The sequence below is a fragment of the Burkholderia sp. AU45274 genome, assembly GCF_030482505.1.
Taxonomy (GTDB): domain Bacteria; phylum Pseudomonadota; class Gammaproteobacteria; order Burkholderiales; family Burkholderiaceae; genus Burkholderia.
Window position 1 is genome coordinate 306,968 of the sequence record NZ_JAUJQE010000008.1, and the last position, 21,754, is coordinate 328,721.

Annotated in this window: 17 protein-coding genes; 3 read left to right on the top strand and 14 right to left on the bottom strand. The window is 67.4% G+C overall.

Translation table 11 applies throughout. The annotated features are described in order from the left end of the window. Nucleotides 1-14 precede the first annotated feature (14 nt). The 8 genes from QZM35_RS27350 to QZM35_RS27385 form a co-directional block, all read right to left on the bottom strand. Nucleotides 15-404 (bottom strand): cytidine deaminase, encoded by a 390-nt coding sequence (locus QZM35_RS27350; protein WP_089434074.1) that lies wholly within the window; start codon nt 402-404, stop codon nt 15-17. 114 nt (nt 405-518) lie between these two features. Beyond that, entirely contained in the window at nt 519-1,835 is a 1,317-nt protein-coding gene (gene deoA / locus QZM35_RS27355; protein ID WP_089434073.1) for a thymidine phosphorylase, read from the bottom strand. A gap of 38 nt (nt 1,836-1,873) precedes the next feature. Then, entirely contained in the window at nt 1,874-3,148 is a 1,275-nt protein-coding gene (locus tag QZM35_RS27360) for a NupC/NupG family nucleoside CNT transporter (protein ID WP_089430073.1), read from the bottom strand. A 337-nt stretch (nt 3,149-3,485) separates the two neighbouring features. Then, the gene (gene hydA / locus QZM35_RS27365) at nt 3,486-4,943 is read right to left on the bottom strand and encodes a dihydropyrimidinase (RefSeq protein WP_301777191.1); all 1,458 of its coding nucleotides are present in this window, start codon (nt 4,941-4,943) and stop codon (nt 3,486-3,488) included. A 34-nt stretch (nt 4,944-4,977) separates the two neighbouring features. Further along, on the bottom strand, nt 4,978-6,486 hold the full coding sequence (locus QZM35_RS27370) for an NCS1 family nucleobase:cation symporter-1 (RefSeq protein WP_174971432.1): 1,509 nt from the start codon (nt 6,484-6,486) through the stop codon (nt 4,978-4,980). A gap of 100 nt (nt 6,487-6,586) precedes the next feature. Further along, entirely contained in the window at nt 6,587-7,903 is a 1,317-nt protein-coding gene (preA, locus tag QZM35_RS27375) for an NAD-dependent dihydropyrimidine dehydrogenase subunit PreA (RefSeq protein ID WP_089459788.1), read from the bottom strand. A 64-nt stretch (nt 7,904-7,967) separates the two neighbouring features. Further along, nucleotides 7,968-9,305, bottom strand: a complete 1,338-nt coding sequence (locus QZM35_RS27380) for an NAD(P)-dependent oxidoreductase (protein ID WP_301777192.1) — start codon at nt 9,303-9,305, stop codon at nt 7,968-7,970. A gap of 135 nt (nt 9,306-9,440) precedes the next feature. Then, nucleotides 9,441-10,721 (bottom strand): Zn-dependent hydrolase, encoded by a 1,281-nt coding sequence (locus tag QZM35_RS27385; protein WP_301777193.1) that lies wholly within the window; start codon nt 10,719-10,721, stop codon nt 9,441-9,443. Nucleotides 10,722-11,077: 356 nt separating this feature from the next. On the opposite strand from QZM35_RS27385, the gene QZM35_RS27390 reads away from it, so the two are divergent. Further along, nucleotides 11,078-11,770 (top strand): TetR/AcrR family transcriptional regulator, encoded by a 693-nt coding sequence (locus QZM35_RS27390; protein WP_174971440.1) that lies wholly within the window; start codon nt 11,078-11,080, stop codon nt 11,768-11,770. A 125-nt stretch (nt 11,771-11,895) separates the two neighbouring features. Here QZM35_RS27390 and QZM35_RS27395 read toward each other — a convergent pair whose 3' ends face one another. From QZM35_RS27395 to QZM35_RS27405, 3 genes are read right to left on the bottom strand one after another with little or no spacing between them, the layout of a single operon-like run. Next, nucleotides 11,896-13,086, bottom strand: coding sequence for an acetyl-CoA C-acyltransferase (locus QZM35_RS27395; protein WP_301777194.1), 1,191 nt, complete (start codon nt 13,084-13,086; stop codon nt 11,896-11,898). An 18-nt stretch (nt 13,087-13,104) separates the two neighbouring features. After that, entirely contained in the window at nt 13,105-13,872 is a 768-nt protein-coding gene (locus tag QZM35_RS27400) for a 3-hydroxyacyl-CoA dehydrogenase (protein WP_301777195.1), read from the bottom strand. 22 nt (nt 13,873-13,894) lie between these two features. Then, nucleotides 13,895-15,562, bottom strand: a complete 1,668-nt coding sequence (locus QZM35_RS27405) for an acyl-CoA synthetase (RefSeq protein WP_301777196.1) — start codon at nt 15,560-15,562, stop codon at nt 13,895-13,897. A 144-nt stretch (nt 15,563-15,706) separates the two neighbouring features. Between QZM35_RS27405 and QZM35_RS27410 the strand changes: the two genes are divergently transcribed. Beyond that, nucleotides 15,707-16,726 carry an AraC family transcriptional regulator gene (locus QZM35_RS27410; RefSeq protein ID WP_301777197.1) on the top strand — a complete coding sequence of 340 codons (1,020 nt, stop codon included), beginning with the start codon at nt 15,707-15,709 and terminating at the stop codon, nt 16,724-16,726. 48 nt (nt 16,727-16,774) lie between these two features. On the opposite strand, the gene QZM35_RS27415 is transcribed toward QZM35_RS27410, so the two are convergent. The 3 genes from QZM35_RS27415 to QZM35_RS27425 form a co-directional block, all read right to left on the bottom strand. Further along, the gene (locus tag QZM35_RS27415; protein ID WP_089434057.1) at nt 16,775-18,160 is read right to left on the bottom strand and encodes a cytosine permease; all 1,386 of its coding nucleotides are present in this window, start codon (nt 18,158-18,160) and stop codon (nt 16,775-16,777) included. A gap of 301 nt (nt 18,161-18,461) precedes the next feature. Further along, nucleotides 18,462-19,853, bottom strand: a complete 1,392-nt coding sequence (locus tag QZM35_RS27420; RefSeq protein ID WP_089434056.1) for an aspartate aminotransferase family protein — start codon at nt 19,851-19,853, stop codon at nt 18,462-18,464. 81 nt (nt 19,854-19,934) lie between these two features. Beyond that, nucleotides 19,935-21,440, bottom strand: coding sequence for an aldehyde dehydrogenase (locus tag QZM35_RS27425; RefSeq protein WP_301777198.1), 1,506 nt, complete (start codon nt 21,438-21,440; stop codon nt 19,935-19,937). A 92-nt stretch (nt 21,441-21,532) separates the two neighbouring features. Here QZM35_RS27425 and QZM35_RS27430 point away from each other — a divergent pair, with 92 nt between their 5' ends. Beyond that, entirely contained in the window at nt 21,533-21,724 is a 192-nt protein-coding gene (locus QZM35_RS27430) for a hypothetical protein (protein WP_144025250.1), read from the top strand. Nucleotides 21,725-21,754: the final 30 nt, after the last annotated feature.

Genomic DNA, 21,754 nt, shown 5'->3' on the forward strand with positions numbered 1-21,754 from the left:
AGAAGCGCGCGCCGTTACAACCGGAACGCGCCCGGCAGCAATGCGTGGGCCGTCGTGACTTCGACGGCCCCTTTCAGGTTGGCCAGGATCACTTCGATGTCGGGCGTGCCGATCTCGATGATCACCTGGCGGCACGCGCCGCACGGCGCGATCGGGCCGTCCGTGTCGCCCACGACCGCGAGCCGCGTGAAATCCCCCGGACGATAACCGGCGGCGATGGCCGAAAACATCGCCGTGCGTTCCGCACAATTGCAGAGTCCGTAAGACGCGTTCTCGACGTTGCAGCCGTGAAAGATCGTCCCGTCGCGCGCCTGCAGCGCCGCGCCGACCTTGAAGCGCGAATACGGCGCATACGCGCGTTCGCGCGCCGCCTTCGCCGCCTCGATCAGTTCGTTTCGTTCCATCTCGTCGTAGCCTCGATTGTGTGCGTGGAGGTATCGGCGCGGCCCAACCCCGACCGTCGCGATACGCCCGTGACGTGAAGTGGAGTGATCGCCTGTGCCCGTACCGGCGATCGATCAGCCGATCTGCTGATAAATGGTCGGCGGCGCGTCACCGGTTTCGCCCAGCACGTAGCTGCGCTGGATCGCGTCCACCGCGTGCGCGGCGGCGGCTGCGTCGCGGGCATGCACGTAGCCGAGCGGCTGGCCGGCCTCGACACGCTGCCCGATCTCCGCGAGCGCCGTCAGGCCGACACTGTAGTCGATCGCATCCGCCGCGCGCGTGCGGCCGCCGCCGAGCGCGACGACCGCCAGCCCGAGCGCGCGGCAATCGACCCGCTGCACCACGCCGCTCTCGCGCGACGGAACCGGCACGATCACCTGCGCCCGCGCCAGATGACGAGCAGGTGCGTCGATCAGGTCCGCAGGGCCGCCGAGCGCCGTGACCATCCTCGCGAAGCGTTCGGCTGCCGCACCCGTATCGAGTGCATGCTGCAACTTCGCGCGCGCTTCTGCGACGTCGCGTGCCAGCCCGCCGGTGACGAGCAGCTCAGCGGAAAGCGCCATCGTGACCTCATGCAGGCGCGCCGGACGCGACTTGCCCGTCAGGTAGTCGATCGCGCACACCACTTCGAGCGCATTGCCCGCGCACGGCGCGAGCGACTGGTTCATGTCGGTGAGGATCGCGGTCGTCTTCATGCCGGCGCCGTTGCCGACGTCGACGATGCTGCGCGCCAGCTCCGCCGATTTCTCGGCGGTCGGCATGAATGCGCCGGAGCCGACCTTGACGTCCATCACGAGCCCGTCGAGCCCGGCCGCGAGCTTCTTCGACAGGATCGACGCGGTGATCATCGCGACCGACTCGACGGTCGCCGTCACGTCGCGAATCGCATAGATGCGCATGTCGGCCGGCGCCAGCCGCGCGGTCTGCCCGATGATCGCGACGCCGACATCGCGCACCGTGCGGCGAAACGCGTCCGTATCGGGCTTCACGTTGTAGCCGGGAATCGCGCTCAACTTGTCGAGCGTGCCGCCGGTGTGGCCGAGCCCGCGCCCCGAGATCATCGGCACGTAGCCGCCGCACGCGGCCACCATCGGCCCGAGCATCAGCGACACGACATCGCCGACACCGCCGGTCGAATGCTTGTCGATCACCGGCCCGTCGAGATCCAGCGCGCGCCAGTCGAGCACGTCGCCTGAGTCGCGCTGCGCGAGCGTCAGCGCGACGCGCTCGTCGGTGCTCAGGTCGTTGAAATACACGGCCATCGCGAACGCGGCCACCTGGCCCTCGGTCACGCTGCCGTCGGTCACGCCGCGCACGAACGCAGCGATCCCGTCGCGATCGAGCGGCTGCCCGTCGCGCTTCCGGCGAATGAATTCCTGCGGTAAAAACATCGTTGCCTCTCCTCGATCGGTCGGTGGCCGCTGCGGGCTCAATGCAGGGAAAAGAACAGGCCGGCGATCGCGGCGCTCATCAGGTTCGACAGCGTCGCGGCCGTCAATGCACGCAGGCCGTGCCGCGCGACTTCCGAGCGGCGCTCGGGCGCGACCGCGCTGAAGCCGCCCGCGAGAATCGCGATCGACGAGAAGTTCGCGAAACCGCACAGCGCGAACGACACGATCGCGAGCGTCTTCGGGTCGAGCACCTGCAGGCCGGCGGCCGCGACGTGCTCGCCGCCCTTCAGGTACGGCGACAGGTCGCCATACGCGACGAACTCGTTGAAGATCAGCTTCTCGCCGATGAAGTTGCCGGCCAGCGCCGCGTCGTGCCACGGCACGCCGATGATCCACGCGAGCGGCGCGAACAGGTGGCCGATGATACCGACCAGCGTGATTTGCGGAAAGCCCGCGAACGCGGCCACGCCGCCGACGATCAGGTTCATCAGCGCGATGAGCCCCACGAACGCGATCAGCATCGCGCCGACGTTGATCGCGATCCGCAGCCCGACCGACGCGCCGGACGCCGCCGCCTCGATCACGTTGGCGGCCCGCTTGTCGTCGAAGTCGAGCCCGTCGACCACGACGCGGCTCGGCTCGACCGTCGGATACAGCAGCTTGCCGAACAGCAGCCCGCCCGGCACCGCCATGAACGACGCGGCGAGCAGGTATTCCATCCGCACGCCGAGGCCCGCGTAGCCGACCAGCACCGAGCCCGCGACCGACGCCATGCCGCTCGCCATCACCGTGAAGATCTCGGCGCTCGTCATGTTCCGCACGAACGGCTTCACGAGCGCGGGCATCTCGCTTTGCCCGAGAAAGATCGTCGCCACCGCCGAGCACGCCTCGATGCGGCTCACGCCGAGCACTTTCGCGAGCGCGGCGCCGAGGATCGCGACGATCCACTTCATCACGCCGATGTAGTACAGCACCGCGATCAGTGCGGTCACGAAGATGATCATCGGCAGCACGCGCAGGCCGAACACGAATCCGCCGTCGCCGAACAGCTGGAACATCCGGCTGTCGACGAGCCCGCCGAATACGAATGCGATGCCGTGATTGCCCATGTCGAGCACGCGATTGACGCCGTTCGCGGCGCCCGCCAGCACCGCACGGCCCACCGGCACGAACAGCACCAGCGCGCCGATCGCCAGCTGCGTGCACAGCGCGGCGATCAGGGTCCGGCCGCTCACCGCGCGCCGGTTGTTCGACAGCAGATAGGCAACCAGCAGCAGGAACAGCATACCCAGGAGACTGCGCAGAATATCCACCTCGTACTCCTTGCTCTCAATGTTGTTGGACTGTTCGGCGGGGGCCCGGCACGCCTGCGCAACGCCGTCGGTGGATATTACTCGCCGGTATGCACGTCGACAACGCAAACAAAATGGTCGCATTTGCGCCACGTCGCGTGTTGTGTCGACTTGCTCAGTTGTTCTACGTACCTGGGGATCGGAAAGACGAGACCGCGCCCAATTCATCCCAAATATTGAGAGAATCGGCGGGATGCGGAGAGAAAGCCGGCCCGGTGCCGGCATGACTGGGAAAGCACATTCAAACATGCACGGGGCGTGCCGTTCCAACCGGCACGCCCCGCGCGATACAAACCGTTCAACCGGCGCGCTCGACCGGATGCGGTTCGCGCAACCGGTTCGCGATCCGAGCGGCCTCGTAGTAACTGGCCGCTGGCGGGCGCTTCAGATAGCGGCCCGCGCCGCGCACGGCGCGCAGATCGCCGTCGGCCCACGCGAGTGCGCCGCGCGTGAGCGTATGCGTTGCGACGCCCTGCACCGTCATCCCCTCGAACACGTTGAAGTCGACCTGCTGATGATGGGTCTTCACCGAGATCGTCTTGGTCGCGGTCGGGTCCCACACGACGAGATCGGCATCGGCGCCCACCTGCACGGCGCCCTTGCGCGGATACAGGTTGAAGATCTGCGCGGCGTTCGTCGACGTGATCCGCACGAACTCGTTCGGCGTGATACGGCCGTGATTCACGCCGTGATGCCACAGCACCGACATGCGATCCTCGACACCGCCACAGCCGTTCGGGATCTTCGTGAAATCCTCGCGACCCATCGCCTTCTGCGATGCGCAGAACACGCAGTGGTCGGTCGCCGTCGTATGCAGCTGCCCCGCCTGCAGCCCGCGCCACAGCGCCTCGCGATGCTCGGCCGAGCGGAACGGCGGGCTCATCACGTGCGCGGCCGCACGCGTCCAGTCCGGATCGCGATAGACGGCCTCGTCGATCACCAGGTGCCCCGGCAGCACCTCGCCGAACACGCGCAGCCCTTCGCTGCGCGCTTTGGTGATCGCATCGACCGCGTCCTTCGCGGACACATGCACGATATACACCGGCACGCCGAGCACCTGCGCAATGCGGATCGCACGGTTCGCGGCCTCACCCTCGACCTCCGGCGGCCGCGACAGCGGATGCGCCTCCGGCCCCGTCATCCCGCGTGCGAGCAGCGCCTTCTGCAACTGGAACACCAGCTCGCCGTTCTCCGCGTGCACGGTCGGCAACGCACCGAGTTCGAGCGCACGCGAGAAGCTGTTCACGAGCACCTCGTCGTCGGCCATGATCGCGTTCTTGTACGCCATGAAGTGCTTGAAGCTCGACACGCCGTGTTCGCGCACGAGCGTGCCCATGTCGCGGTGCACGCTCTCGTCCCACCACGTCACGGCCACGTGGAAGCCGTAATCGGCCGCCGCCTTCTCGGCCCAGCCGCGCCACGCGTGGAACGCATCCATCAGCGGCTGCTTCGGGCTCGGAATCACGAAGTCGATGATGCTCGTCGTGCCGCCCGCGAGCCCGGCGGCCGTGCCCGAGTAGAAATCGTCGCTCGCGGTCGTACCCATGAACGGCAGTTCCATGTGCGTATGCGGATCGATGCCGCCCGGCATCACGTACTGGCCGTGCGCATCGACGACGGTCGCGCCGGCCGGCGCGTCGATCTGCTCGGCGATCTGCAGGATCGTGCCGCCGTCCTCCGGGGCTGCGCAGAGCACGTCCGCGCGATAGGAGCGGTCCGCATCGACCACGGTGCCGCCACGAATCAGGATTGCCATGGGGTTGCCTCCTCGTTGACTGTCGGGTGCCGCATCAAGCGCGCGCGATCTGCGCGTGCTGTCCGGCGCGCCACTTCATCCAGGTGCCGTACACGCATGACGCCAGCACGAGGCCGACGAACCACGCGTACGTGTAAAGCGTGTTGAAGAATGCCGGCACGTTCGGAAACGACGCCGGAAACGCCGTATGCAGGAAGCCGGGCAGGTTCGGCAGCACGCCGACCGCGAGCGCGGCCAGCGCGGCCGGGTTCCAGCCGCGCGCGTAGCTGAAGCCACCGCGCTCGTCGAACAGCGCACGCGTGTCGAGCCGCGTGCCGCGAATCAGGAAGTAGTCGACCATCAGGATCCCCGCCACCGGCCCGAGCAGCGCCGAATAGCCGACGAGCCAGGTGAAGATGTAGCCGTCCGTCGTCGCGAGGATCTTCCACGGCATCATCACGATCGCGATCGTCGCGGTGATCATCCCGCCGGTGCGGTACGAGATCGCCTTCGGCCACAGGCTCGAGAAGTCGTAGGCCGGGCCGACGAGATTCGCGGCGAGGTTGCAGCACATCGTGTCGAGCGTGAGGATCACGAGCGCGATGCCCACGCCGATGCCCGTCATCCGGCTCGTCAGGTCGATCGGATCCCAGATCGCGTTGCCGTAGATCACGACGGTCGCCGACGTCACGACGACCGACACCACCGACAGTAGCGCCATCGGCAACGGCAGCCCGATCGACTGCCCGATCATCTGGTCGCGCTGCGAATGCGCGAAGCGCGTGAAGTCGGGGATGTTCAGCGCGAGCGTCGCCCAGAAGCCGACCATCGCGGTCAGCCCCGGCCAGAACGTCGCCCAGAACAGCCCGGACTTCTTGCCGCCCGCCGCGAACTGCGACGGCGCCGACAGCATCGTGCCGAAGCCGCCCGCCTTCGACGTCGCCCACCACACGAGCGCCACGCACATCACGACCTTGATCGGCGCGGACCAGCTCTCGAGCCAGCGGATCGAATCGGTGCCGTGCCAGATGAAGTAGAGCTGCAGCGCCCAGAACACGAGGAAGCACGCGAGCTGCCCGAACCCGATGCCGATGACGGGCAGCGCCGCACCGTGCAGCGCGTTGCCGGTCAGGATGTTCAGCAGCGTATAGATCGCACTGCCGCCGAGCCAGGTCTGGATCCCGTACCAGCCGCACGCGACGATCGCCCGCAACAGCGCCGGCAGCTTCGCGCCCTGCGTGCCGAACGACGCGCGCACGAGCACCGCGTACGGAATCCCGTGCTTCGCGCCCGCATGGCCGATCAGCAGCATCGGCACGAGCACGATCAGGTTGCCGAGCAGCACGGTCATCACCGCCTGCCACGGCGACATGCCTTCCTGGATCAACCCGGCCGCCAGCATGTACGACGCGATGTTCATCACCATCCCGACCCACAGCGCCGCGAAGTGATACCACTTCCACGTGCGCTGCGCCGGCGTCGTCGGCGCGAGGTCGTCGTTGTACAGGCTGCCGCCCTGCGCCGCGGCGCTGTCGGGATCGGCGGGATTCGCTGCGTGATTCATCGAACGCACTCCACTAAAACGTCAGCGCCGGCATCAACCGATGCCGGCCCGGGTGGAACGAAAGGCGACGATGCAGGATGACCTGCGTCGCCGGACGCCGTCAAGCAGCCTTCTTCGCGTGCTTCTCGGGTGCCGACGCGCCTGCACTCGCCCCCGCGTCCGCGCTTGCCGGATTGTTCGGATGCGTGGTCCAGTTCGCGTAGTCACCCGAATCGACACGCTCCATCGTGATGCATTGCTCGACCGGACACACATGCATGCAAAGATTGCACCCGACGCATTCCGAATCGACCACTTCGAAGTGGCGCACGCCGTCCTTCGTCGCGGTGATCGCCTGGTGCGACGTGTCTTCGCACGCGATATGGCACAGCCCGCACTGGATGCAGCGGTCCTGGTCGATGCGCGCCTTGATGTCGTACTTCAGGTTCAGGTATTTCCAGTCGGTCACGTTCGGCACCGCGCGGCCGCGGATGTCGTCGAGCGTCGCGTAGCCCTTCTCGTCCATCCAGTTCGACAATCCGTCGGCCAGGTCCGATACGATCCGGAATCCGTAATGCATCGCGGCGGTGCACACCTGCACGCTGCCGGCGCCGAGCACCATGAACTCCGCCGCGTCGCGCCATGACGAGATGCCGCCGATGCCCGAGATCGGCAGGTTCGGCGTTTCCGGGTCGCGCGCGATCTCCGCGACCATGTTCAATGCGATCGGCTTGACCGCCGGGCCGCAATAGCCGCCGTGCGTGCCCTTGCCGTCGACCGTCGGCATCGGCGCCATGTGGTCGAGATCGACCGCGACGATCGAGTTGATCGTGTTGATCAGCGACACGCCGTCCGCGCCGCCCTTGTACGCGGCACGCGAGCCCATCCGGATGTCGCTGATGTTCGGCGTGAGCTTCACGAGGCACGGCAGCTTCGTGCCTTCCTTCACCCAGCGCGTGACCATCTCCACATATTCGGGAACCTGCCCGACCGCCGCGCCCATCCCGCGCTCGCTCATCCCGTGCGGGCAACCGAAGTTCAGCTCGACCGCGTCGGCGCCCGTGTCCTCGACGAGCGGCAGGATCCATTTCCAGTCGCGCTCGTTGCACGGCACCATCAGCGACACGATCAGCGCGCGGTCCGGCCAGTCGCGCTTCACCTGCGCGATCTCTCTCAGGTTCACGTCGAGCGGACGGTCGGTGATCAGCTCGATGTTGTTCAGCCCCGCGATGCGCTGGCCGTTCCACTGCACCGCGCCATAGCGCGAACTGACGTTGACGACGTGCGGATCGAGCCCGAGCGTCTTCCACACGACGCCGCCCCAGCCCGCCTCGAACGCGCGGTTCACGTTGTAGGCCTTGTCGGTCGGCGGCGCGGACGCCAGCCAGAAGGGGTTCGGCGAAGTGATGCCCGCGATGGTGCAGCGAAGGTCGGCCATGGTCGGCTCCGTGAGAGTGGGGTCGTGTTGGTTGTGCTCGTGGTGGGTGACGCGCGTGGTGCGCTCACGCGGCCTTCGCGTCGCGCTGCGCGAGCGTGGCGTCGATCGATGCGGCCGCGCGCTTGCCGTCCTGCACGGCCTGCACCGTGAGGTCGACGCCGCCCGTCGCGGCGCAGTCGCCGCCGGCCCACACGTCGGGCCATGCGGTGCGCCCGTCGGCGTCCACCGCGATGCGCGCGCCGTCCGCCGTCAGCAGCGCGGCGTCGATGGCGTCCGGCACCAGCGTCTGGCCGATCGCCTTCAGCACCATGTCCGCCTCGACGGCGAAGCGCTCGCCTGATGCCGCCTCGAACTCGACACCCGTCACCTGCCCGTTCGCGCCCGCCATCCGCACCGGCTTCGCGTGCGTGACGAGCGTGACGCCGCTCTTCTGCGCAAACTCGCGCTCGGCCCACGTCGCACTCATCGCATCCACGCCGCGCCGGTACACCATCGTCACGCGCTCGGCACCGAGCTTGCGGCTCTGCACCGCCGCATCGATGGCCGTATTGCCGCCGCCGATCACGACCACGCGCCGCCCGACCGGCACGTTCTCCAGCGCATCGGCCTGCCGCACCTGCGCGATGAAATCGACCGCGTTCATCACGCCGTTCAGTTGCTCGCCGTCGATCGACAGCGCACGCACGTCGCCGAGGCCCATCGCGAGAAACACCGCGTCGTGCTGCTCGCGCAGCGCGTCGAGCGTGATGTCGCGGCCCAGCGCGACGCCGGTTTGCAACGTGATGCCGCCCACCGACAGCAGCCACTCGACTTCACGCTGCGCGAAATCGTCGACGGTCTTGTATGCGGCGATCCCGTATTCGTTGAGGCCGCCGGCCTTCGGGCGCGCGTCGAACAGCGTGACGCGGTGCCCGGCGAGCGCGAGCCGGTGCGCGCATGCGAGCCCGGCCGGCCCCGCGCCGACCACCGCGACCTGGCGGCCCGTGTCCGGCGCGCGCGTGAAACGCACGGCGCCGGTCTCCATCGCCCAATCGGTTGCATGCCGCTGCAGCGCGCCGATCGCGACGGGCTGCGCATCCTGATGGTTGCGCACGCACGCGCCTTCGCACAGGATCTCGGTCGGACACACGCGGGCACACATCCCGCCGAGCGGATTCGCCGACAGGATGTCGGTCGCGGCGCCCTTCAGGTTGCCGTTGCCGATCTTGCGGATGAAGCTCGGGATGTCGATCTGCGTCGGGCAGGCCTGCACGCACGGCGCGTCGTAGCAGTAGTGGCAGCGGCTGGCGGCGGCCGCCGCGGCCGTCGGATCGAGCAGCGGCGCGATGTCGGCGAATTCGCACGAGAGTTGCGTGGACGACAGGCGATGCGCGGCGATATCGCCGGTTGGCTGGGTGGTCATACGCGTTCCTTCGACTGGGTGGAGACAAAGCCGCCCCCGCCGGCTGCGCATGCACAGTCGGGGCGGTCGTTGTTAGGCATGCTACGGTCAGGCTGCCAGGCGTCGAGCAACCTGCCGGCAGCTACGGTCGCGGCGTCATGAAGCCGGCTCGCATGCGCGCGACAGCATCGCGTGCAGCAGCACGTTCGCGCCGGCCTCGATCCATGCGGGCGTCGCGTCCTCGATCTCGTTGTGGCTGATGCCGTCGACACACGGCACGAACACCATCGACGTCGGCGCGACCTGCGCGAGGTAGCACGCGTCGTGGCCGGCACCGGACACGATGTCGCGATGCGAGAAGCCGAAGCGGTCGGCCGCGCTGCGCACCGCTTCCACACAGGCCGCGTCGAACGCGACCGGCTTGTAATAGAAGATCTGCTCGAGCTGCGTCTCGAGCCCGATCTCGCCCGCGATGCGCGCCATGCCGTCGCGCAACGCAGCATCCATCTTCGCGAGCACCGCGTCGTCCGGATGACGGAAATCGACGGTGAAGAACACGCGGCCCGGAATCACGTTGCGCGAGTTCGGGTAGACCTGCATCATGCCGACCGTCGCGCAGCCGAACGGCGCATGATCGAGGCCGATCCGGTTGACGAGATCGACCACGCGCGACGCGCCGAGCAGCGCATCGCGGCGGCGCGGCATCGGCGTCGGCCCCGCGTGCGCTTCCTGGCCGGTGAACGTGATCTCGTACCAGCGCTGCCCCTGCGCGTCGGTCACGACGCCGATCGTCTTGCATTCCGCTTCGAGAATCGGCCCCTGCTCGATATGCAGTTCGAACGCCGCGTGCAGCTTGCGTCCGCCGCACGGCACGTCGCCCGCGTAGCCGATCCGCGCCAGCTCCTCGCCGATCGTCTTGCCGTCCACGTCCTTGCGCGACAGCCCGTATTCGAGCGAAAACACTCCCGCGAACACGCCCGACGCAACCATCGCCGGCGCGAAGCGCGAGCCTTCCTCGTTGGTCCAGATCACGACCTCGACCGGATGCTCGGTCTCGATGCCGTGATCGTTGAGACTGCGAATCACCTCGAGGCCACCGAGCACGCCGTAGATGCCGTCGAAGCGGCCGCCGGTCGGCTGCGAATCCGCGTGCGAGCCCGTGACGACCGGCGCCGCATCGGCCACGCGGCCCGCGCGGCGCATGAACACGTTACCCATCGTATCGACCGTCACCGTGCAGCCGGCGGCCTTCGCCCAACTGACGATCAGGTCGCGCCCGGCCTTGTCGAGATCGGTCAGCGCGAGGCGGCACACGCCGCCCTTCGGCGTCGCGCCGATCTTCGCGACTTCCATCAGGCTGTCCCACAACCGCTTGCCGTCGACCTTGATCGACGTGTCGAAAGCTGCCCGCTTCACTGTTTCCGATACCGCGTTCATTCGTATCGCTCCTGTGGGGTCGGTGATGTCGTCAGCCTGGTCTGTGCCGGTGCGTGTCATGCCTGTTTCGGGGCAACGCCGCCCAAGCGCGGTGCATGCCCTGGTCGTTCGCGAAGATCGTCCGACGAATCGGGCCGAGAGGTTTCCGCTGCTCGTCGAATCCTGTCCGATTGGACAGGTTTTAGACGATCAAAATGACCAAATCAATCTCTTTCTTGCGTGAATGAATGGAGCGAGAAACGTGCCATCGCAACGCAGCATGGCGATGACTGCGCGAGATCGGCACGCGTGCGTTCGATGCGAATCAGCGGCTAGAATGAAGCCCAACGCGGCATGCCCGCCGCGCGAGGGCAACGATGAGACATGACCAGGCGGCAACCGCAGCCACCGACAGCGACGAAACGCCCGCGCCTTTGCGGCGACGCAAGGCGCACATCCGCGAGTCCAACGAAGCGCATCTGCTCGCCTGCGCGGAGGCCGTGTTCGCGGAACGTGGGCTCGACGGCGCGAGTACCGCGATGATCGCGGAGCGTGCCGGCCTGCCGAAAGCCAACCTGCATTACTACTTCCCGACGAAGCTTGCGCTGTACCGCCGCGTGCTCGACGACCTGTTCGAGGACTGGCATCGCGCAGCCGGTTCGTTCGAGGCCGACGACGATCCCGTCGAAGCGATCGGTGCCTACGTGCGCGCGAAGATGGCGCTGTCGCGGCGGCGCCCGCTCGGCTCGAAGGTCTGGGCCAACGAGATCATCCACGGTGCGGAGCACATGCAGGACATCCTGTCGGAACGCGTGAAGCCGTGGTTCGATACGCGCGTGAAGGTCATCGACGGCTGGATCGCGCGCGGGCTGCTCGCGCCGATCGACGCGCATGCGCTGATGTACCTGATCTGGTCAACCACGCAGCACTACGCGGATTTCGACGCGCAGATCCGCGCGCTGAGCGGCAAGCGCACGTTCACGCAGAAGGCGTACGACGAGAAGACCGAGCAGGTCGTGCAGCTCGTGATTCGCGCATGCGGGGCGGTGTCGCCGCACGCGAAGACGTAGCGCGGCAACGCGATCCGCCAAAAACAAAACGGGTATCGCACAGGTGTTTCCCGTGCGATACCCGTCGGACGCGCCGCCGCATGCGGACTACGCGTGATGCACTGCGTGATCCGCTGCGTTACGCGTTACACGATGCGTTCGATCGCGATCGCCGTCGCCTCGCCGCCACCGATGCACAACGACGCCACGCCACGCTTCATGCCATACGTTTCCAGCGCGGCCAGCAGCGTCACCATCACGCGCGCGCCCGATGCGCCGATCGGATGGCCGAGCGCACACGCACCGCCGTGCACGTTGACCTTGTCGTGCGGCAGGTCGAGATCGCGCATCGCAGCCATCGCGACCACCGCGAATGCCTCGTTGATCTCGAACAGGTCGACGTCGCGCAGGTTCCAGCTGGTCTTCTCCGACAGCTTGCGCAGCGCGCCGATCGGCGCGGTCGCGAACAGGCCCGGCTTGTCCGCGTAGGTCGAATGCCCGACGATCACGGCCTTCGGCGTGAGGCCCAGGCGCTCGGCTTCCGAGCGGCGCATCATCACGAGCGCGGCCGCGCCGTCCGAGATCGACGACGCATTCGCGGCCGTCACCGTGCCGCCGTCGCGGAACGCAGCCTTCAGCGTCGGGATCTTGTCGAGCTTCGCCTTGCCCGGCTGTTCGTCGATCGACACGACCGTTTCGGTCTTGCCGGCCTTCACGGTCACCGGCGCGATCTCCGACACGAAGTGCCCGTCGGCGATCGCCCGTTGCGCGCGCGTCAGCGATGCGATCGCGAACGCATCCTGCGCCTCGCGCGTGAACTGGTACGCCTGCGCGCAATCCTCCGCGAACGTGCCCATCAGGCGGCCTTTCTCGTACGCGTCCTCGAGCCCGTCGAGGAACATGTGGTCGAGCACCTGCCCGTGACCCATGCGCATCCCCGCGCGCGCCTTCGGTAGCAGGTACGGTGCATTCGTCATGCTCTCCATCCCGCCCGCGACGGCCCCCCCCGCCGAACCCGCCAGCAGCAGGTCGTGCGCGAACATCGCGGCCTTCATCCCCGAGCCGCACATCTTGTTGACCGTGGTCGCGCCCGCCGCGAGCGGCAGCCCGGCCTTCAGCGCGGCCTGCCGCGCCGGCGCCTGGCCCTGGCCCGCCGGCAACACGCAGCCGAACACGATTTCATCGATGCGCTCGGCCGGCACGTTCGCGCGCTCCAGCGCCGCGCGAATCGCTACCGCGCCAAGGTCGCTCGCGCTGGCTGCCGCGAGGTCGCCCTGAAAACCACCCATCGGCGTACGCGCCGTGCCAACGATTACGATCGGATCCTGAGTCGTCATGATTCGCTTCCTCCAGTGTCAGCGCGGTGCCATGCGCAACGCGCCATCGAGACGGATGACTTCGCCGTTCAGCATCGTGTTTTCGGCGATGTGGCGCACCAGCGCCGCAAATTCGTCCGGGCGGCCAAGCCGCGGCGGGAACGGCACGCTCTTGCCGAGCGCGTCCTGCACGTCCTGCGGCATGCCGGCCATCATCGGCGTCGCGAAGATGCCCGGCGCGACCGTCACCACGCGAATGCCGAACCGCGCGAGCTCGCGCGCGATCGGCAGCGTCATGCCCACCACGCCGCTCTTCGACGCCGCATACGCGGCCTGCCCGATCTGCCCGTCGAACGCCGCGACCGACGCGGTGTTGACAATCACGCCGCGCTCGCCTTCCGCATTGGGCTCCTGCTTCGACATCGCGTCGGCGGCCAGCCGGATCATGTTGAACGTGCCGACCAGATTGATCGACACCGCGCGTGCGAAGCGGTCGAGCGAATGCGGGCCCTCGCGGCCCACCACCTTCTCGCCCGGCGCGACGCCCGCGCAGTTGACGAGCGCGTCGATGCGGCCGAACGCGTCACGCGCGGCGGCGACGGCCGCCTGCCCATCGGCTTCGCTCGTCACGTCCGTCTTCACGAAGCGCGCAGCCGCGCCAAGCTCGTGCGCGAGGCCCGCGCCGGCTTCTTCGTTGACGTCCAGCAGCACGGCCTTGCCGCCTTCCGCGACCACCATGCGCGCCACCGCGGCGCCGAGGCCGGAACCGGCGCCCGTGATCAGAAAAACGCGATCCTTGATATCCATTCGCAGTCCGTACAGGTTGTGTTCAGGGTTGAGCGGCCTTCTCGGCTTCCATCTTGCGCAACACGAAGCGCTGGATCTTGCCGCTCGGGGTTTTAGGCAGCGCGTCGACGAAGTCGATCGCGCGCGGATAGGCGTGAGCGGACAGCCGCCGCTTCACGTGCAGGCTCAGTTCCTCGGCCAGCGCCGGCGTGCCGTCGTAGTCTTTCGACAGCACGACGAACGCCTTGACGATCTCCGTGCGCTCCGCATCGGGCACGCCGATGACGGCGGCCTCGCTCACGGCCGGATGCTCGATCAGCGCGCTTTCCACGTCGAACGGGCCGATCCGGTAGCCGGACGACGTGATCACGTCGTCCGCGCGGCCGATGAAGCTCACGGTGCCGTCCGGCTCCAGCTCGACGTTGTCGCCGGTCCGGTAATAGCCGCCCGCGATCGCCGGCGTGTCCTGCTGCCAGTAGCCGTGGAACCACAGCAGCGGTGAGCGCGCGATGTCGATCGCGAGGTTGCCCGGCTCGCCGGGGCCGAGCTCGCGGCTCGCGTCGTCGAGTACCGCGACGCGGTAGCCGGGCATCGCAAAGCCGGCCGACCCGGCGTGGACCACATGCGCGAGGCCGTGGTGGTTGTTCACGACCATCCCGAGTTCGGTCTGGCCGTAGTGATCGTAGATCGGCGCGCCGAGCGCCGCGTCGAACCAGCGCACGACTTCCGGATTCAACGGTTCGCCCGCGCTGCTGACCACGCGCAGCTTGCCCTTCAGCCGCGCCGCCGCCTCCGTGCCGGCCGCCATCAGCATCCGGTAAGCCGTCGGCGAGCCGGCGAGGCTCGTGATCCCGAGCCGTTCGATCACGTCGTACGTGCTGTCGACCGTGAAACCGCCTTCGTAGAGTGTCGTCGCGTGGCCGAGCAGCAGCGGGCCCGTGATCGCGTAATAGAGGCCGTACGCCCAGCCCGGATCGGCGATGTTCCAGAACCGGTCGCCGGCACGCAGGTCCACCGCGTCGCGCATGTACGCGCCGAACGCGAGCAGCGCACGCAGCGGCACCGGCACGCCTTTCGGCAACCCCGTCGTACCCGACGTCGACATCATCATGAACAGGTCCGTGCCCTTGCGAAGCACCGGCTCGAACGCGTCCGACTGCGCATCGAGCGCCGCGCGGAAATCGATGTCGTGTTCCGGCAGCGCTTCGCCCGGCTCGCGCACCGTCGCAACGGCCGGGCAATCGGCGATCTCGTCGAGCTTTGCGCGATTCGCGACGTTGGTCACGACCAGGCGTGCGTCACTCATGCGCAACCGGTGCTCGATCGCTTTCGGGCCGAATGCGGTGAACAGCGGCTGGTAGACGGCGCCCGCGCGCCACGTGCCGAGGATCGTCGCGACGAGTTCGGGCGTGCGCGGCAACAGGCCCGCCACCACGTCGCCCGGCTTCACGCCCTGCGCGACCAGCAGGTTCGCGACACGTGCCGACAGCGCCTTCATCTGCGCAAACGTGTAGCGATGGTGCTGGCCGCCGGCGTCGATCCAGTCGAGCGCGATCGCGTCCGCCGAGGCGTGGCGGTCGCAGCATTCCACGCACGCGTTCAGGCCGCGCTCCAGGTCGCCGTGCAGTTGCTGCGCGGCGGTCTCGATACTGAACCGGGCCACGGCGTCGGCGTAGGCCGGCACCGCGCGGGCGGTAGCTCCATCAGACATGCGTGTCTCCTGTGCGTTATGGCCGCCGGCGAGCCAGGGGCGCGACGGGGATAGTTCGATAGTAGACAGCCCGTACATTGCAATCAATGACAAACCGAATCTAGAATCGTGATCGCTTTTGCCATGTCGGGAGGATGCAGGAAAATGGGGCCGCAGATGATTTCGCCGGATTTCGTCGACGACGCGCTCGCGTGCCTGCGCGGGCAACGCCTTCCGACGGAGGCCGTGCTGCGTGCCGCCGGCCTGCCGGCCGCCGTGCGCGAGCCCGTCACGCCGCAGCAGTACGGCAGGCTGTGGCTCGCGATCGCCGGTGCGCTCGACGACGAATTCTTCGGGCTCGCCGCGCGCCCGATGCGGCGCGGCAGCTTCACGCTGCTGTGCCATGCGGTGCTGCACGCCGGCACGCTCGACAAGGCGCTGCGGCGCGCGCTGCAGTTCCTGCGCGTGGTGCTGGACGAGCCGCATGGCGAGCTCATCGTGGCCGATGGGCAGGCGCAGATCGTGCTGACGCAGACGGGCGCGCCCTACCCGGCGTTCGCGTACCGGACGTTCTGGCTGATCCTGCTCGGCGTCGCGTGCTGGCTGATCGGCCGGCGCATCCCGCTGCAGCGCATCGACTTCGCGTGCCCGAGCCCCGGCCAGCGCAGCGACTATCACCAGTTCTTCGGCGTGCCCGTGCATTTCGACCGGCCCGACAGCCGGCTCGCTTTCAACGCCGCATACCTCGCGCTGCCGACGATCCGTTCCGAGCAGGCGCTGAAGACCTTCCTGCGCGGCGCGCCCGGCAACCTGCTCGTCCGCTACCGGCACGATACGGGCTGGGTCGCGAAGACGCGCGCGCAGTTGAAGGCGCTACCGGCCGCGGAGTGGCCCGACTTCGATACGCTGGCCATGCGCCTCGGCACGACGCCCGCGACGCTGCGGCGGCGTCTGCGCAGCGAAGGGCAAAGCTTCGCGGCAATCAAGGACGAGCTGCGCGGCGCGCTGGCCCAGTCGCTGCTGCGCGGGCATGCGCTCGGCGTCGCGGAGATCGCGGCCGAGCTCGGCTTCACCGAGCCGAGCGCGTTTCATCGCGCATTCCGGAAATGGACAGGCACGAGCCCGGGTGCGTTCCGGCGGGACGTGCATGCGGCGGAGGGGGAGCCGGGGGTCGCGAACGGATGATGCGGCGGGCAGTCGTCAACACCGAATGCCCGGCCGGCACGGAAACGCTCACGCGACGCCCTGCAGCGGCCGCGAGAACAGCTTGCACCCCGCGTAGTAGACGAGCGACGTCAGCGACAAACCGACGATCCACGACACGTCCGCGCCGCCGAGCCGGCTCGCCAGTTCTCCCGTATAGAGATCGGTCGCCATGAACGGCGCCTGCGCGACGATGCCGATGAAGTACGAGCCGACGGCGATCGTATTGAAGCGCCCGTAGATGCCGCCGTCCTGCCGGAAGAACGAGTCGACGTCGTACTCGCCGTGACACACGAGGTAATAGTCGACGAGGTTGATCGCGGTCCACGGCACGAGCACGTACAGCAGCAGCAGGATGAAGTTCGTGTAGCCGGCGAGGAAATTGTCCTGCCCGAACAGCGCGATCGCGAGCGCGATGCCGCACAGGACGATCGCGGTGATCGCCCGCGCCCGCGCCTTGCCCGACCACGATGGAAAGAGCGTCTGCAGCACGGTGATGGCCGACAGCGCGCCGCAATACAGTTCCATCGCATTGCTGGCCGCGATGCCGAACGACAGCACGACGATCACGAGCACGCTGATCCCTTGCGTGAGGCCCGTGAGGCCGCTCACGACATTGCCGTCGGGCGTCGCGAGCCCCACCAGGCAACCGAGCAGCATCGGGAAGAACGAGCCGAGCACGCAGCCCCAGTAACTCGACCAGAACGCCGTGCGCGGCCCGGTATCGGGCGGCAGGTAGCGCGAATAGTCCGACACGTAAGGCGCATAGGCGATCTGCCACAGCGCGGCGACCGACATCGCGCCCAGGAACCCTGACAGGTTCAGCGAATGCTTCGAGAACGTATCGGCGGGCAGTCCGTGCACGAAGATGATCCACACGAACGCCAGCACGAGCACGCTGCCCGAGCACCAGCTCAACAGCCGCGCATACGCGTGGATCAGCTTGTAGCCGTAGATCGATCCGAGCAGGCTGATCAGGCCGATCACCACCACGCCCGCATCGAGCGGAATGCCGGCGTTCAGGCTGTGCAGCGCCTGCCCGCCGAACACGCAGTTCGACGCGAAGAAGCCCACATACATCACGACCACCAGCCCGACCACGAGCAGCGCGCCGAACGACCCGAACTGCCCGCGGGTCTGGATCATCTGCGGCACGCCGAGCTGCGGCCCCTGCGCGGAATGCAGCGCCATGAACACCGCGCCGATCAGGCTGCCGACGAGCGTGGCGAGCGCCGCCCACCAGAACGGCTGCTTGAACACCGTGGTCGCGAGCGATCCGGTAACGATCGTCAGCATCATGATGTTCGACCCGAACCAGATCGTGAACAGATCCTTCGCGCTGCCGTGCCGCTCGGTCAGCGGAATCGGCTGGATGGTGCTTTCCTCGAGATGAGCAATGGACTCGCCCTGACTCATGTCGTCTCCTTGTTTCTGTTGTGATGTTCGTGGATTCGGGAGCTGAAGGGTGACCGGGAATACGTGGCCGGCTCAAAGCCGTTCGGACTTCGACGCGCGAGCCATACCATTTGCATTCCTTACCAATATGCAGTCAGCGGCACATCGCCCTATCGCGATCACCGCCCACGACACCCAGTCTTCACCCGGTCAGGTTGCCGCTCCGGTGGCCGCACGCAATTGGCTCGTCGCCGAACCGGATCCTGTGGTTTGGCGCGCTTGCGCCCGACGCTCATCGGGCGCAAGCGCGTCGCTCAATCCGTCAGCAGTCGATCCCGAGCACTTCGCGCGCGGTGGCATCCACGGCCTTGCGCATCGTGTCGACCAGTTCATCGATTTGCGCGTGATCGATCACCAGCGGCGGCGCAACGATCAGTCGGCCGTTCGTCGAACGCACGATCGCGCCGAGTTCGAACCCGACGGTCCGGCTGTGCCAGGTCAGGTCGGCCTCGTTCGCAAAGCGCTCGCGCGTCGCCTTGTTCTTCGCGAACTGGATCGCGCCGACCGCGCCCACACCCTGGATCTCGCCGACGAGCGGATGATTGCCGAACGCATCGCGCAGCGCCTTCTGCAGGTACGGCCCGGTATCCGTCTTGGTCCGCTCGACGAGGCCTTCGCGCTCGAGCACGTCGAGGTTGGCCAATGCGACGGCGGCCGCGACCGGGTGCCCCGAATAGGTCAGCCCGTGCGCGTAGACACCCCCCTTGTCGACCAGCGCCTCGCCGACGCGCCGGCTCATGATCAGCCCGCCCATCGGCACGTAGCCCGAGGTCAGGCCCTTGGCCATGCAGATCAGGTCCGGTTCGAAGCCGAAGTGACGGTGCGCGAACCACTCACCGGTACGGCCGAAACCGCCGATCACTTCATCCGCACAGAGCAGCACGTCGTACTGTCGGCAGATGCGCTCGATCTCCTGCCAGTAGCCGTCCGGCGGGAAGATCATCCCGCCCGCCCCTTGGAACGGCTCCGCGACGAACGCGGCCACGCGGTCCGCACCGATCTCCAGGATCTTGCGCTCGAGCGACAGCGCCGCCTGCTTGCCGAATGCCTCGGGGCTCAGGTCGCCGCCGTTCGCATACCAGTACGGTTCGTCCACGTGCGTGATGTTCGGAATCGGCAGGTCGCCCATTTCGTGCATGAACGCCATCCCGCCCAGCGACGCGCTGCCCACCGTCGACCCGTGATAGCCGTTCACGCGACCGATCAGCACCTTCTTCTCCGGCTTGCCCATCACGTCCCAGAATCGCCGCACGGTGCGAATCAGCACTTCATTCGATTCGGATCCCGAATTGGTATACACCACGTGACTGAAGCGATTGCCGAGCAGCGCGAACAGCCGCTCCGACAGTTCGATCACCGATGGGTGCGTCGTATGAAAGAACATGTTGTAGTAGGACAGTTCCTTCATCTGCCGCGCGGCGGCGTCGACCAGCTCCGGCCGCCCATAGCCGACGTTGGTGCACCACAGCCCGGACATGCCGTCCAGGTAGCGGTTGCCGTCGTTATCCCATAGATGGATACCTTCGCCGCGCACCATCACGCGCGCGCCTTCCTCGTTCAGCGCCTTCTGGTCGACGAATGCGTGCAGGTGATGCGCGGCGTCGCTGCGTTGATAGTCCTGTGTCGTACGATGCGGAAAGTTGGGCGCATTCATGGGCGAGTCTCCGGTTCGTTGTGTGGATGAAAAGCGTGGTCGTGTTGCGCGGCGCAACCGCATGCGGGCCGCCGCGTCGAATCAGTAACTGATCCAGGTTGTCTTGAGGCCCGTGTACTTGTCGATCGCATGCAGCGAAAGATCGCGGCCGAAGCCCGACTGGCGGAACCCGCCGAACGGCGTCTGCGCGCTCAGCGCATCGACGGTGTTGACGGACACCGTGCCGGCACGCAGCCGCCCAGCTACACGGTGCGCGCGCGACAGGCTGCCGGTCCAGAGCGACGCGGCCAGCCCATAAATCGAGTCGTTCGCGAGCCGGATGGCCTCGTCCTCGGTGTCGAACGCCATCACCGACAGCACCGGCCCGAAGATCTCCTCGCGCGCGATGGGGTCGTCGTGCTTCACGTCGATGAAGATCGTCGGCTCGATGAAGTAGCCCTTGCCGTCGACGCGCGGCGCGCCTCCGCCGATCGCGAGCGTCGCGCTATCGCGGCCGCGTGCGATCCACTCGCGCACGCGCCGATGCTGCTGCTCGTCGACGATGGCCCCCATCCCGCTCGCCGGATCAAGCGGATCGCCCGGCATGAACGCGGCGGCATGCGCAATCAGCCGGTCGACGAACGCATCGTGAATCGAACGCTGGACCAGCAGCCGCGAGTTGGCGGAACACACCTCGCCCTGGTTGAAGAAGATGCCGAAGCAAGCCTTGCGTGCGGCCAGGTCGAGATCGTCCGTATCGTCGAAGACCAGGTTCGGGCTCTTGCCGCCGCACTCGAGCCACACCTGCTTCATGTTCGACTGCGCGGCGTACTCGAGGAATTTCTTGCCGACGGCCGTCGATCCGGTGAAGGCGAGCACGTCCACGTCGGGATGCAGCCCGAGCGCACGCCCTGCGGTCTCGCCGTAGCCCGGCACGACGTTCAGCACGCCCGGCGGCAGGCCGGCCTCGAGCGCCAGTTCCGCGAGACGCAATGCGGACAGCGGCGATTGCTCCGCCGGCTTCAGCACGACACTGTTGCCGGCCGCCAGCGCGGGCGCGACCTTCCACGCGACCATGTCGAGCGGAAAATTCCACGGCACCACGGCACCGACCACGCCCAACGGTTCGCGCGTGACGACCGCGAGGTTGCCGGGGTCCGTCGACGCGACTTCGCCATGCAGCTTGTCGACGGCTTCGCCGTACCAGCTGAACAGGCCGCCCGCGGCCGGCACGTCGATGCTGAACGCGTCCGCCACGCGCTTGCCCATGTTGAGCGAGTCGAGCAGCGCGAGCTCCGCGCCGTGCGCTGCGATGAGCTCGCCCAGCCGGCACAGCACGCGCTTGCGCTCGGCCGGCGCGCAACTTGACCAGACGCCGGATTCGAACGCGTGACGCGCGGCGCGCACGGCGTCGTCGACGTCCGGTGCATCGCACGACGCGACTTCCGCGATGACGGCCTCCGTCGCCGGATTGATCGCGGTGAACGTCCGACCGCTTCGAGCCGGCACGCCGCGCCCGCCGATTTGCGCGAGTGTTCTCGGCACCACTTGCGCCGCGAGGCGTCTCCAGTTCGCGTGCTGATGAGTTTCTGCTGAAGTTGGGTTCATTCAAGACTCCGTTTTGACGACCAGGCGTTTGTGCGTTGTTCTGCGCCTGAACTCGACCCGACGAAAGACGCCAGCGGGCACGACCGATGCCCATGACCGCCGCGCATCGCCGCAGTCGTCCGGTTGGCAAACTGTCGGTCGTCAAAAAGAGATTTGAAAGAACAGTTTTTCTTCTCATTGAAGAGGTTATTTCTATTCATTCCGCGGTCGTGCAGTGGGTTTTCCTGCCACGTCGCGATCCCGGTGCCGTTTGTTTGTGTGCGATCGCGTCGGCTTTCCGATGAGATTCGACGTGTCATCCGCAGCGACACCTG